This window comes from Bacillus sp. NMCC46, from assembly GCF_002998465.1.
Lineage (GTDB): Bacteria > Bacillota > Bacilli > Bacillales > Bacillaceae > Bacillus.
In genome coordinates, this window is sequence record NZ_PVQZ01000002.1 from 668,673 (window position 1) to 681,598 (window position 12,926).

The following is a 12,926-nucleotide window of genomic DNA, read 5'->3' on the forward strand; positions in this document are numbered from 1 at the left end:
AAAAATAGTCTCTACCATGAATATCATAATCATATTTTTTTTGCTTTATCAAGCACTTCTTGTGTAACATGAAAAGAAACAGGGCAAACCTTTACTAAGTTTGTACAAAAGGAGGAGATCGTTATGCAATTAACCGTCTATTTAGCAGGAGAAATTCATAGCCAGTGGCGTGATGAAATCAAGGAGAAAAGCCAATCGTTGAAACTGCCGGTGACGTTTGTTGGTCCAATGGAGAATCATGACCGCTCAGATCACATTGGTGAGGACATTTTAGGTGAGCAGCCGAATGCCATTTTCAAAGATGATGCGGCTTCTGATTTGAACAATTTCCGTACTGAGATCTTATTAAACAAGGCAGACGTCGTCATTGCCCGCTTTGGTGAGAAATATAAACAGTGGAACACGGCAATGGATGCATCTGCTGCCATCGCAAAAGGAAAACCTCTCATTTTGATCCGCCCAAAAGAACTGCACCATCCGTTAAAGGAACTATCAAACAAAGCGAATATCACTGTAGAAACCGTGAACCAAGCGATCAAGTCGTTATCTTACGTGTTTGAACAGCAATAAAAAAGGTGAAACTGCAACCTTTTTTCCTCTTTTCGAAACCTTTGCAGACCTGGCAATGAATGCGAGGTTTTGTCTACATATACACACTAAAGGCTGCTCTCATGAAAGAGGCAGCCTTTTCTATTACATTTACACCTGTTGATAAATAGAATCCACTGTACTTTGATCACAGTTTTTCACAAGGCGGACAATTAATTCTTTTGCCGCTGCGTAATCATCCACATGCAATACTGAATGACTTGTATGAATGTAGCGAGCGCAAACCCCAATGACAGCAGAAGGCACGCCTTGGTTTGACACATGCACACGCCCAGCGTCCGTACCACCCGGTGATACGAAGTATTGGTATGGAATGCTGTTTGACTCAGCAGTATCGAGCACAAATTCTCTCATCCCGCGGTGCGTAATCATTGTTCGATCAAAAATACGCAGAAGTGCACCTTTCCCAAGCTGGCCGAATTGGGTTTTGTCACCTGTCACATCGTTTGCAGGACTTGCATCTAAAGCAAAGAACAGATCCGGCTGAATCATATTGGCAGCTACCTCTGCCCCTCTAAGCCCTACTTCTTCTTGAACCGTTGCACCTGAATACAGGTGACATGAAAGGGGTTCGTCTTTTATTTCTTTTAATAACTCAATCGCAAGTCCGCAGCCATAGCGGTTATCCCAAGCCTTCGCTAAAATCTTTTTGGGATTCGCCATTGGGGTAAAGACTGTTGCAGGCACGATTTGCTGTCCTGGGCGAACGCCAAGCTCTTTTGCCTCTTCTTCACTGTCTGCACCAATATCAATCAGCATGTCTGATGGTTTCACAGGTTTGCTTTTTTGTTCTGGCGTGAGAAGATGAGGTGGTGTACTAGAGACGACACCAGGAATTGGCCCGTGATCGGTATGAACGTCCACACGCTGCGCCAGCATGACTTGACTCCACCAGCCGCCGAGTGTTTGGAAACGAATCATCCCATTTTTCGTGATGGATGAAACCATGAATCCCACTTCATCCATATGACCAGCCACCATAATTTTAGGTGCGTTCTCCGGCCCCTTGCGTACGCCAAACACACCGCCAAGACGATCCTGAATGAGTTCATCAGAATATTTCTCAAGTTCCTTTTTCATAAAAGCACGCACATGGTGCTCATTACCTGGAGTTCCCTGTAATTCTGTTAAATTTCGGAAAAGCGACAATGTTTCTTCATTCATTCTACGGTTTACCTCGTTTCTATGTAATGACCATATATATTCCTATAAAAATAACACTCACTTTATACTATAAGAATTCTTTCGGTTTTCCAAGTATCTCTCCAGAAATTTTGAATATGCTTTCAAGTATTCGGATTCCTTAACATCAATGGACAAGTTTTGTATAATGGAAAAAACAGCAATACGGAGGTGCAGCACGTTGAAGTTAAAACATGTTCTGATTGGTGCGAGTATTGGCGTAGCCGCTGCAATTGTTGCAAAGAAAGTATTTTTCCCTACGTATATCTCGTCTGAAAAAGCATTAAAAATTGTGAAATCTGCTTTTAAACAGCGCGGCCCGATTGATGGCTCTTGGATTTATACTGTACCAGAACCGTATACCGTAAATGGTGAAACGATTGATGTGTACAAATCTGGCATTACTCGCTCAGCCTTTGGCGAGCTTGAACAGTACGAAGTCATGATTGATGCCAAAACAGGCATGATCGTTGATGTCATTGATTCTGTGGCTTGATAAAGAAAGCTTCGCAAAGGCGTGTCCTTGCGAAGCTTCTTTTTTATATGGCTTTGATTTTTTTGTACACAGGATGCCACATGGCGTCCTGTACAGCCTGAATGAGATCCTCAGGCGTTTCCTCTGCAATTCCTTCATCGATCGCTGCTTGCGCCACACGGACAGCCACTGTCGCTGAAACAGTTCGAAGCTGATCCACACTTGGCAGCATCGCTGCACCCGGCTTTCCGACATTGACCATGCTGGCAATCGCTTCAGCACTCGCAACAAACATGCTGTCTGTTATAAGGCGGGCTTTAGACACAATCGTTCCAAGACCAAGCCCTGGGAACACAAGTGCATTATTCGCCTGACCAATTTCATATGTCACGCCGCCATATTCGACAGGATCAAATGGGCTTCCCGTTGTCACAAGGGCGCGTCCTTCTGTCCACTCGATGAGATCTTCAGGCTTTGCTTCTGAAAGAGGTGTTGGGTTCGACATCGGTAAAATGGCTGGGCGCTCCACGTGTGACGCCATTTCTTTCACAATTTCCTCTGTAAATGCTCCTCCTACCGTCGAGGTGCCAATTAAGATGGTTGGTTTCGCCTGTTTGACGACCTCTAATAAATCAATGGAATGCTTAGGACCGTTACGAGCATAATCCTTTACTTCGTCAGAACGTCTTGCATATGGCTTTTGAAATGGCTGAATGTCAGGCGAATCATCTGTAAGCAATCCTCTTTTATCAATACACCAGAAATGATCATATGAATCCTCTTCTTTGACACCGTCTCTTACGAGAGCATCACGGATCTGCTCCGCTATGCCAATCCCTGCCGTACCCGCTCCGAAAATGACGATTCGGTGATCTTTCAGCGGAACCTTCGAAGCTTTTGCACATGCCAGAACCGCAGCAAGTGAAACAGCTCCAGTACCTTGAATGTCATCATTAAATGTACAAATACGTTCCTTATATTTTTCCAATATGGCTCGGGCATTTTTTGTCCCAAAGTCTTCCCAGTGAAGGAGTGCATTTGGAAAGGTTGCGCGGGCAAGCTCTACATATTGATCAATGAACTGATCATAACGTTCTCCTCGAACGCGAGAATGCTGATTTCCAACATAAAGCGGATCATTCAAGAGACTTTCCTGGTTCGTCCCGGCATCAAGCACAACGGCCAGCACGCGGCTAGGATCAATGCCTGCTGCGGCTGTATAAACAGCAAGTTTCCCGACTGAAATGGCAATACCGCCAACACCCCAGTCTCCAATACCTAAAATGCCTTCTGCATCTGTCGCAACGATTAAGTCAATTGATTCATCAACACCGTAAGAGGCAAAAATCTCTTCCATGCCTTCCAAATCATCAATCGATAAATAAAGCCCCCTTGGCTTTCGATACTCGTGGCTATAACGCTGAATGGCTGTTCCAACAGTCGGCGTGTAGACAATCGGCAGCATCTCCGCCAAGTGCTCATTTAGTAATTTGTAAAAAAGCACTTCGTTTCTGTCATGAAGTGATGTTAAATACACATTTTTCCCCAGTTCATCCGGCTGTGCCTTGAACTGCTCATATGCACGCTTTGCCTGATCCTCTAATGTTAAAACCTTAGGCGGTAGAAATCCCTTTAAACCAAGCTCTTCCCGCTCTTCCTTAGTAAATGCAACCCCTTTGTTTAAATAAGGGACGGACATGACTTCCATCCCTCTTAATGGTGTTTCAATGACATCACCATGTACACGATAAAATTGGTTCACCTGCACTCTTCCTTTCACAAGTTCATTTTGTCGTTATTTTGTGTGAAAGGCGAAAAAACATGCAGATGATCTTTTATCTTCCTGTTTCTCTTTTAACTTCATGTGTGATTTGCCCGTCTTCATCCCACTTTACAGCGCGGTAAATCGCATCATGATAAAACAAGTACCACGCATTTTTTTCTTCTGCAAATGCCTGCCATTTTTGCTTAGCTGGAATCGAAGTCATTGGGTAATCATCATAAGCCAAGACCCATAATGGATTTTTATGAGCGTGTGTTGGCATGATATCAGCCAAATGAATCGCTGTTTCGCCCTGACTTGTGAGCGTTAAGATGCTATGGCCATTGCTATGACCGCCTGTATGATGCAGCCCAATGCCTTTTGTTACTTCGATGCTTTCTTCAAATGGCACCACTTGATTTGCTATAGGCTCCCAGTTTTCTTTCCAATATGTATTTCTTGAGCGGATGTTAGGCGCCCTCATTTCATCCCATTCGATTTTGGATGTGATGATTTTTGCCTGCGGAAAAACAGACACGAGCTCTTCTCCCTCACGTTTTGTCAGCCCGCTTGCATGATCGAAGTGAAGGTGTGTCATTAAAACGTAATCAATATCAGCTGGTTGCAGGCCGAGTGCCGCTAGCGATTGTTCCAATTTCGTCTCTTCTGTTACGCCGTAATTGCGTTTTTGTTTATCTGTCAGCTTCCCTGATCCGATGCCGGAATCCACTAATAAATGAAGACCATTCCACCGAATGAGGATCGGATCACACCGCAGTTCAATTTGATTGCGATCGTTCACCGGGTATTTTTTTGACCATAACGGCTTTGGCACTACACCGAACATCGCACCGCCGTCCATGTGTGTATCTCCCCCATTTAACCAGAACAGTTCCATGTCACCTATTTTCATTGTCTCCATTGCTGTCATCCCTCCTTTTTCTATCGTAGCAAATACAGCTGAAAATCGCATGCATCAATCTTTTCATGAAAAAAGCTGACTGCAATTTTTCTTTGCAGCCAGCTTGATGTCACTTGTTAATCTGGAAATTTTACTTCTGATCGATAGATGGGTTGTCCCATAGACGAGAATTTTTCTTCGTATTCAGTCATCACATTTCCTTCTAATCCGTCCTTATGTAAATCTAAGCTTACATACGTTAAAAGAAGGCCATATGCAGAAAAACTCTTTAAGGAATATTCAAATAATCCGCGGTTATCTGTTTTGAAATGCAATTCACCACCTGGACGGAGAATATGTTCATATCGCTCTAAAAAGGCCTTAAACGTTAATCTGCGCTTTTCATGCCTTGCTTTTGGCCACGGATCAGAGAAATTCAAATACACCCGGTCAATTTCATTTTCCGCAAACACATCTGTCAGCGTTTCAGCATTAATGTTCAAAAGCTTTACATTTTCAACATCTGTCTCTTTGATTTTATCTACTGCTGTCACAATGACACTTTTAAATAATTCAATGCCAATATAGTTGATATCAGGATGAAGCTTGCCCATTCCAGCGATAAAGCTCCCTTTTCCTGTCCCAACTTCGATATGGATTGGATGATCATTTCCAAACAGCTCATGCCATTTCCCTTTATATTGCTCGGGGCTAGCTAAGGCAATATGAGCATTTTCAGCTAAGTAATCATCAGCCCATGGTTTATGTCGCATTCTCAATTTGATACACCTCTATTTTCTTTACATTTTATCAAGATACCATGAAACATAAAGACCCGCAAGACAGCATCTTTATGCGCATATGAAAAAGACCAGCCCTTCGCTTGAGCTGGTCTGCCGCATGTATAAATTGGGCGCTGAATGCACAGTTTAACCACATAAATGACACGCAGAAAAGGAGCATACGTATGGGATTAAACCGTCAACATCAGCTTCAATTAATCAAAGATATTTTAACCGATCACCAGTTGGATTGCTGCGGGACTGTTGCAGAATATGAACAGGTGGGACGTGTGATTCAATTAATGCTGGCAAAAGAAGACCTTGATGCCGACATTCGTCAATTATTAACAGATATTTATGATTACAGCCAAAAGGGCACTTCTGTCCATTCAATTGATGCACATATCGAGGAGCATCAATCGCATTTGTCAGAGTGGGTCGAGAATATTCCTATGTCTTAATGGATGTTTAACTGCTTTAAGAGTGCGCTCAGCTCCGCTTGCACTTCTTGCTGCGCTTTTTCATTTCCTTTTCTTTTATGCCACACGACAAACGATACGGTTTCAGCGAGGACGTACCAATCCATGCGTTTTCGCAAATTGTCCGTCAGCGGGGCACCGTACATCGAGAGCCAGCTTTCCCAGTTCTCTTCTTCAATATAATGGTATAAAAGTGGTCCAAGATCAATGGCTGGGTCAGCAATCATCGCCCCATCCCAATCGATCAAGTAAAGCTGATTTTCATCTGTCAGCAGCCAATTATTATGATTGAGGTCACAATGACACACAACCTTGTCCTCAAATTGGACTGCCTCTACATGCTTCTCTAAGTACTGGATGGCACGTGTAATGTCTTGTGAATCGATTTGCTCTTTTAATATGGACTGTTTTAAATGCTTCAGAATGGATTCTGGGTGTAGAGCGTGCTTCTCTAATCTTTTCAGCATATCAAGCAATTCTTTAGATGTATGAATTTTTCTTAGCTGCTCTGCTACAGGACGGTCATTCATGTCCTTTGGCTTCAGCTCTCTGCCGCTCAGCCAGTGCTGCGCAGTGATGACATCCCCATTTTCCATTCGTTTTGTCCAGACAAGCTTCGGCACAATGCCTTCAGCTGACAAAACCGCAAGAAACGGTGACGTATTGCGTTTTAAAAATAGCTTTTGGTCATTGTGTGTTGCGAAGTACGCATCTCCCGTAGCGCCTCCAGCAGGAGAGATGTGCCATTCGCTACCTAATATTTGTCCCAACCAGTTCATATCAATTTTCAACCCATCATTTCTTAAAATATTTTAAATCTTGCTTTTTTAGTCGACAAAATTCAGCCGATTGAAGATCAATTGGCTGTTTCTTTTTTATTTATATGATCATAAAAACAAAAAGGACAGCTATTGAGAATGAGATGCTAAACAATAGCCGTCCTATAGATTTTATCGTTACCTTCTTATACTCGTCAAGCAAAACTAGAAAATCAGGACAAGAACCTTATGAAAAGGAAGGCTTTTTTCATGGTTCTTTGACTAGGGCATTCACGAGAAGCCATTTAAGCACGTAATTTTAAGGAGCGCTCACTCGCCTTCACAAAGACAGGCGTTGCACCGATCACTTCTCCATCTGCATGAAATAAGATTTTTGCATCTGCCTCCAAGTACGCTTCCTCGTGCTGATACAGGGTAACGCCCTTCATTCCAAGATGCTTTCGAAACACCATCGCACTTAAAAACAAGAGCACTTTGAATGGATTCAAATCTGTGACAACGATCGTTTGAAAGCCTGGCTGCCTCGCGCTCACTTCCGGCGCTGCTTCCAGCCCGCCTCCGTAATAGGGGTGATTGCATACAATCACAAACCACACTTGGCGAAAGACCTTCTTCTCATTTTCAATAAACAGCGCAAGGTCAAACGGCTTAAAGGACCATAAAGAATGGAGAAATGACAGCGGGTAGATGATAAACCCAAGCCTCAGCCGTTTCAGCCACTTTTTTCCTCTGAAATGCACTGTTTTCCTTAGCACATGCGCATCAAACCCAGCACCGATATGATTGAGAAAGAGAACGGATTGCGGGCTTTCTGCATGATCTTGAAAGGAGCCGAGAGAAAATGTTTTGGTGAGCATTCTCTTTTGCTTTCTCACTTCTTTTAGGACATCTTGACGATGGATGCCGAGGCCCTTCGCCGCATCATTCCAATGACCGGCGGGAACAAAGCTTAACTGCACATGATCCATTTCCTTTAAGCCATTCAGGACTTCATGAATGGTGCCGTCACCGCCAATGACAATCAGGCGCTTCAGCCTGTCATCTTGCATGGCGCTAATTTGTCTTGCCAATACTTCTGCATGACCTTCATGCTGGGTGAGAAACGATCGATAAGAGATCTCCACCTTTTGTAATTCTTTCTCTATGCTCCTCCATGTACGAAGTCCTTTTCCATGTCCTGCTGCTGGATTAACGATAAAGTACCATTCATTCATATATTAGCTCCACTCAGGTCTCATTTTTCGTGACCTTCCATTATGCCTTTAATCGAGCCATTCCTGCCTTCTTTTGCTGTCTGATTCACCATAAGCAAGCAATGCCTTTGTCGCCTTAAATTGCTGATGCTTTGTCGGCGCGGTATTTTTCCGCTGCTTTTCAAACCAATCTTCCGCCTTCTTCTTATCGACAACCTCCATCCCGTATGGAACTTCCAGTAAGTCAATATAAGAGGTTCTGCTGATCAGGATTTTTTTCACAGGAAGATCGACACCGCTTTGCTGTAAGATCTTTGACACGACGGTGCCAGAGCGCAGAAGGCTTGAGCAAGGATTCAAAACGGACTGAACAGCTTTCCCATTCGCCCGCTTTTCCCAAAAACGTTCCTTCGTTCCGATATATACGCTGTCAGGCTCTGCCTCTAAGAAGAATAAACAAATCACTTCCAGCGGCGTAATAAGTACTGAACATAATTCCATCTCTGCTTTTTGAATGAGCAGCACCGGCTTAAACATCACAAAATATGAATCCGGAAGCTGCCTAGCAAGCATACGCAGCTTTTCATCATACCGAATATGATGGGAGACGGTTGAAATGTGGGAAATCGTCGAGCTCGCCCATTTTAATTGAACATCGTATAGATGATCCTTAAAAAAATGAATGAGCTTCGTTTCATCGGTAGGAACGTTTGTAAAGACACCTTGCTCTATATCTGTCGGCTCGTTAAAAAGACTCAGGTCCCGTTCCTTTTTCATATCGGCTTCTTTTTGCTTTCTTTTTAAGGAGAATTTCTTTCTCTTTTCTTCCTCTTGTTCAGGCACTTGTTCAGAGATTTGGTCAAATGAATGCTGCGCCTCCTGTTTTGAAGCCTTTTTTAACTCGTCCCACCTTTGCTTTTTCAATCGAATGAATTGATTGATGTAGTGATGCGGGTCTTGTTCATATCGTGATATATAATCTTGAATTTTGATAATTTGCGCCATCTGCTGCTCACTCCAACTTTTAGAATCATTTATGTAGTGCAAATTGTTTGATTGCGTGATAACGCGGGGTTTCTTTCGGACGTATTTCAAATAGAGTCATACAAGAAACCTCTATCACGTATGGCTCTTTGCGTAAAGGCGCTTGTTCTGCAAAAGAGTGATCCGCGTTCCATTTTCGCGCAATCGTCATATGCGGATGAAACGGTCTCTTTTCAACAGGATGTCCTGCTGACAATACGGCTTCTTTCACCTTTTCTCTTAATTGCATGAGCGGTTCACTTTCATTAGGTTTTGCAAAAAAGACTCTCGGGCGCTCCTTCATGCCAAACTGTCCTACCTCATTCAGCTCTAGTGAAAATGCAGCGGCTTCATTTGAAAGGATATCAAGCAGCTCGATGATCTTTTTTAAACGCTCATCTGGAATGGCACCTAAAAAGATCAGGGTCACATGATAATCATCTGGTGCTGTCCACTTTTGAAAGGATAGTCCGCTCCTTAGATCCATGTCTTTTTTGATTTGATGCGCAAGTTGTTCAGGGATGTGAATCCCTATAAAATAATGACGGTTTTCTGCCACAATATCACCTGTCCTTTTTTAACAAACTTTACGAATCCCCATTGATGATAGTATAACTAAAGAAATGCAGAATGAGAAGAAAGGGTGTCACATGATGAAGGTTGCACAAAATATAGCTGAGCTGATTGGCGATACACCACTTGTTAAATTACAGCGGCTTCAGCCAGGCAATGCGGCAGCTGTTTATTTAAAGCTGGAATCATTTAATCCTAGCGGCAGTGTGAAGGACCGCGCTGCTTACAATATGATCGTCGAGGCTGAAAGGCAAGGAAAGCTTACAAAAGGAGCGACCATTATTGAACCAACGAGTGGGAATACAGGGATTGGTTTAGCCATGAACGCAGCAGCAAGAGGCTATAAAGCCATCCTTGTCATGCCAGATACGATGACAAAGGAAAGAATCAATATTTTGAAGGCTTATGGGGCGCAGGTCGTTTTAACCCCAGGAGAAGAAAAAATGCCAGGCTGTATTCGCAAGGCAGAGGAACTGGCGTCTCAAATTCCTCATAGCTTTATCCCGATGCAATTTGATAATGGGGCGAACCCAGATGCACATAGAGGCACAACGGCTGTTGAAATCATGGAAGCTGTAAAACAACTTGGAAAGCCCCTTGGAGCCTTTGTCGCAACAGCAGGAACTGGCGGAACCATTACAGGCACCGGAGAGGAATTAAAGAAGGCATTCCCTCATTTGACCATACGTGTGGCAGAGCCAAAGGGATCTCCAGTCTTATCTGGCGGGAAACCTGGCAAACATAAACTTGTTGGCACAAGCCCAGGATTTATTCCCCATATTTTAAACGAGCATGTCTATGATGAGATCGTGCAAGTAAGCGATGAGGATGCGTACACCCTCACACGTCAGCTTGCCCGGCTTGAAGGAATTTTAGTTGGTCCATCATCTGGTGCAGCCTGCTATGCTGCGATTGAAACAGCCAAGCAACTGCCGGCAGAACAAATCGTGATCTGTATGACAGCAGATACAGGCGAACGATACTTATCAAGTGATGTTTTTCAAGATTAAAAAAGGAACAGGGTCATGAATCCCTGTTCCTTTTTCTTCGTTTCAAGGTTAGGACGATTTGTCGGACTTCACCTCAGCCTGCTCCCCTGTAATGAGTAAAGCCTGCTCATCAGTAAGCGGGCATAAATCAAGCGTCTGCTCAAACTGTTCCATGATTTGCTGCGCAGCCTCGCCTAAATAGGTATTGTACATATGCGGTACCGGATAGTAGCTTATCTCATTGAATCCTTGACATGATGAAAGTTCTGCTGCCTTCTGCCGATCATCCATCACGGAGATATATTCAATGCTTGGTGCCATGATGATACTCCCTGCGGACTCTCCGATGTACAGCTTGCCTTTATTGATTTCTTCTTTCAGCACGTCATCAAGACGATGCTTTCTTAATTCCTGCAGCAAATAGAAGGTGTTGCCTCCTGATACGTACATCACATCATTTTGTTCAATCATCTTTGTAATTTCTTCAGTAGACTGCTCAGCTATCTGAACGGTCTCTAGATGCATACCTAGTTGATGAAAGGCTTCTTTCGCTGCCTCCACATAGTGCGTGACTTCTTCCACAGCACTGGCTGTTGGAAAAAATGTCACGCGTTTTCCTTTTAATGATTCACCCGCAAAGTCAGATAAGAGAGAATAGCTGTCTTTGAATGAAGAGCATAAGAACATTTTTTTCACTGTGAATCCCCTCTTCTCTTTTTCTATTTTGCCAATTCATACATGGCTTGTGCATATAGAGCGGTTGCTCTTAGTAGATCATCGATTTCGATATATTCATCCTTCTGGTGTGCGCAATCTGGTCTGCCAGGGAATAGAGGACCAAAGGCAACGCCCGCTTCTAAAGATCTCGCATACGTTCCTCCACCAATCGCAATCAGATTAGCTGGATCTCCCGTTTGTTCCTCATATACCCGCTGCAATGTTTTCACAAGCGGATGATCTTTTGAGACGTGATGCGGAGGACTGTCGTCAAATTTCAGAAGGGTGGCCCCTTTGATGCCTTCGATCCCTTTTTTAACGTCCTTGCCGTCTGCTGTCACTGGATAGCGGACATTTAATCCTAGCTTCGCTTCCTCGTTTTGTTTATAGCGGATCGTTCCAACATTTAAAGTCAAATCTCCGCTAATCTCATCTTTACAAGCAATCCCCAGCTTTTTCCCTCTTGTATCCTGATCAAATAAAGCGTTGATTTGGGAGGTAAAAGCAAGCCCGTCTTCATCTAACTCTTGTCCACATAGGAAATTGGCCATATGAATGCCCGCATTGATGCCATGCGCCGGCTCCATGGCATGAACTGATTCACCTTTTAATGTGAGATGCAGTCCGTCCGCTGCATTCTTTACCTCACCTGATAAATGATTGTGAGCAAGATAAGCTTCAAAAGCTGTTTTTAATGATTCATCATCGTGATCTTGTGCAGCTGTCACAGTGGCAGCTGCCTCATCCGGCACCATATTCAGCCGCATACCCGATGTGAATTGCTTGAGCGTATAGCGCTGATGATTTTCTGTATGTTGATATGTAAATGACACGATGGCATCAATGATCCCTTTTTCAGCATGAATAATCGGAAAATCGGCATCTGGCGCAAATCCAATTTGCGGCATCGCCTCATGCTTGAAATAATGGTCCACACAGCGCCAATCACTTTCTTCATCCGTTCCAATGATCATTCGAATCTTTTTTGACAGCTTCATCCCTGTATCTTTTATCATCTTTAGCGCGTAGAAAGCCGCCATGGTTGGACCTTTATCATCAATGGCCCCTCGTGCAAATATTTTATTTTCTCTTATGTCCGCTGAAAATGGCGGGGTTGTCCAGCCGTCACCAGCAGGCACAACGTCCACATGGCATAGCACACCTACAATGTCTTCGCCTTCTCCATATTCAATATGACCTGCATAGCCATCGACATTCTTGACTGTGAATCCTTCGTCTTCCCCTTTTTTCAGCATATACTGAAGGGCCTGATCGACTTTTTCACCAAATGGCTTTCCTTTTTTTCCACCTTCTTCATCAAGGACGCTTTCAATTTGCAAAAAAGATTGTGTGTCCTTAATTAAGTCGTCTTTTTTTCGTATCACTTCAGCTTCCCAATTCATTTTTCCATTCCTCCTTGAAAAAAGGTTGCAATCCATCCTTAAAACGAATATTATATTAA

The 12,926-nt window shown here is 43.5% G+C and carries 14 protein-coding genes; 4 read left to right on the forward strand and 10 right to left on the reverse strand.

The window, feature by feature from the left end:
• The first annotated feature begins 123 nt into the window (after positions 1 to 123).
• Positions 124 to 570, forward strand: coding sequence for a YtoQ family protein (locus tag C6Y01_RS09045; RefSeq protein ID WP_034665492.1), 447 nt, complete (start codon positions 124 to 126; stop codon positions 568 to 570).
• Positions 571 to 699: 129 nt separating this feature from the next.
• Here the strand turns inward: C6Y01_RS09045 and C6Y01_RS09050 are convergent, their stop codons facing one another.
• Positions 700 to 1,773 carry a M42 family metallopeptidase gene (locus C6Y01_RS09050; RefSeq protein WP_034665489.1) on the reverse strand — a complete coding sequence of 358 codons (1,074 nt, stop codon included), beginning with the start codon at positions 1,771 to 1,773 and terminating at the stop codon, positions 700 to 702.
• Positions 1,774 to 1,972: 199 nt separating this feature from the next.
• On the opposite strand from C6Y01_RS09050, the gene C6Y01_RS09055 reads away from it, so the two are divergent.
• Positions 1,973 to 2,287: a PepSY domain-containing protein gene (locus tag C6Y01_RS09055; RefSeq protein WP_003217759.1), complete on the forward strand. Its 315-nt coding sequence runs from the start codon at positions 1,973 to 1,975 to the stop codon at positions 2,285 to 2,287.
• Between the two features lie 43 nt (positions 2,288 to 2,330).
• Here C6Y01_RS09055 and C6Y01_RS09060 read toward each other — a convergent pair whose 3' ends face one another.
• The 3 genes from C6Y01_RS09060 to trmB all read right to left on the reverse strand — a co-directional run bounded on the left by C6Y01_RS09060 (position 2,331) and on the right by trmB (position 5,708).
• Positions 2,331 to 4,028 carry an NAD-dependent malic enzyme gene (locus C6Y01_RS09060; RefSeq protein ID WP_106038073.1) on the reverse strand — a complete coding sequence of 566 codons (1,698 nt, stop codon included), beginning with the start codon at positions 4,026 to 4,028 and terminating at the stop codon, positions 2,331 to 2,333.
• A 73-nt stretch (positions 4,029 to 4,101) separates the two neighbouring features.
• Positions 4,102 to 4,950 (reverse strand): YtnP family quorum-quenching lactonase, encoded by an 849-nt coding sequence (locus C6Y01_RS09065; protein ID WP_034665483.1) that lies wholly within the window; start codon positions 4,948 to 4,950, stop codon positions 4,102 to 4,104.
• 116 nt (positions 4,951 to 5,066) lie between these two features.
• Positions 5,067 to 5,708, reverse strand: a complete 642-nt coding sequence (gene trmB, locus C6Y01_RS09070) for a tRNA (guanosine(46)-N7)-methyltransferase TrmB (RefSeq protein WP_060597029.1) — start codon at positions 5,706 to 5,708, stop codon at positions 5,067 to 5,069.
• Between the two features lie 188 nt (positions 5,709 to 5,896).
• On the opposite strand from trmB, the gene C6Y01_RS09075 reads away from it, so the two are divergent.
• Positions 5,897 to 6,172 carry a YtzH-like family protein gene (locus C6Y01_RS09075; RefSeq protein WP_034665477.1) on the forward strand — a complete coding sequence of 92 codons (276 nt, stop codon included), beginning with the start codon at positions 5,897 to 5,899 and terminating at the stop codon, positions 6,170 to 6,172.
• On the opposite strand, the gene C6Y01_RS09080 is transcribed toward C6Y01_RS09075, so the two are convergent.
• The 4 genes from C6Y01_RS09080 to thpR form a co-directional block, all read right to left on the reverse strand.
• A complete protein-coding gene (locus C6Y01_RS09080) occupies positions 6,169 to 6,969 on the reverse strand; it encodes a phosphotransferase family protein (RefSeq protein ID WP_189318689.1) in 801 nt (266 codons plus the stop codon). The genes C6Y01_RS09075 and C6Y01_RS09080 overlap by 4 nt on opposite strands.
• A gap of 284 nt (positions 6,970 to 7,253) precedes the next feature.
• Positions 7,254 to 8,183, reverse strand: coding sequence for a YegS/Rv2252/BmrU family lipid kinase (locus tag C6Y01_RS09085; protein ID WP_106038075.1), 930 nt, complete (start codon positions 8,181 to 8,183; stop codon positions 7,254 to 7,256).
• Positions 8,184 to 8,231: 48 nt separating this feature from the next.
• Positions 8,232 to 9,167, reverse strand: coding sequence for a hypothetical protein (locus C6Y01_RS09090; RefSeq protein WP_106038076.1), 936 nt, complete (start codon positions 9,165 to 9,167; stop codon positions 8,232 to 8,234).
• Positions 9,168 to 9,192: 25 nt separating this feature from the next.
• On the reverse strand, positions 9,193 to 9,744 hold the full coding sequence (gene thpR / locus C6Y01_RS09095) for an RNA 2',3'-cyclic phosphodiesterase (protein WP_034665466.1): 552 nt from the start codon (positions 9,742 to 9,744) through the stop codon (positions 9,193 to 9,195).
• A 94-nt stretch (positions 9,745 to 9,838) separates the two neighbouring features.
• Here thpR and cysK point away from each other — a divergent pair, with 94 nt between their 5' ends.
• Complete coding sequence (gene cysK, locus C6Y01_RS09100) at positions 9,839 to 10,768, forward strand: cysteine synthase A (RefSeq protein WP_034665463.1); 930 nt, start codon at positions 9,839 to 9,841, stop codon at positions 10,766 to 10,768.
• Between the two features lie 48 nt (positions 10,769 to 10,816).
• Here the strand turns inward: cysK and C6Y01_RS09105 are convergent, their stop codons facing one another.
• Positions 10,817 to 11,443 (reverse strand): Type 1 glutamine amidotransferase-like domain-containing protein, encoded by a 627-nt coding sequence (locus C6Y01_RS09105; RefSeq protein ID WP_034665461.1) that lies wholly within the window; start codon positions 11,441 to 11,443, stop codon positions 10,817 to 10,819.
• A gap of 23 nt (positions 11,444 to 11,466) precedes the next feature.
• Positions 11,467 to 12,867, reverse strand: a complete 1,401-nt coding sequence (pepV, locus tag C6Y01_RS09110) for a dipeptidase PepV (RefSeq protein WP_034665458.1) — start codon at positions 12,865 to 12,867, stop codon at positions 11,467 to 11,469.
• Between the last annotated feature and the right edge of the window lie 59 nt (positions 12,868 to 12,926).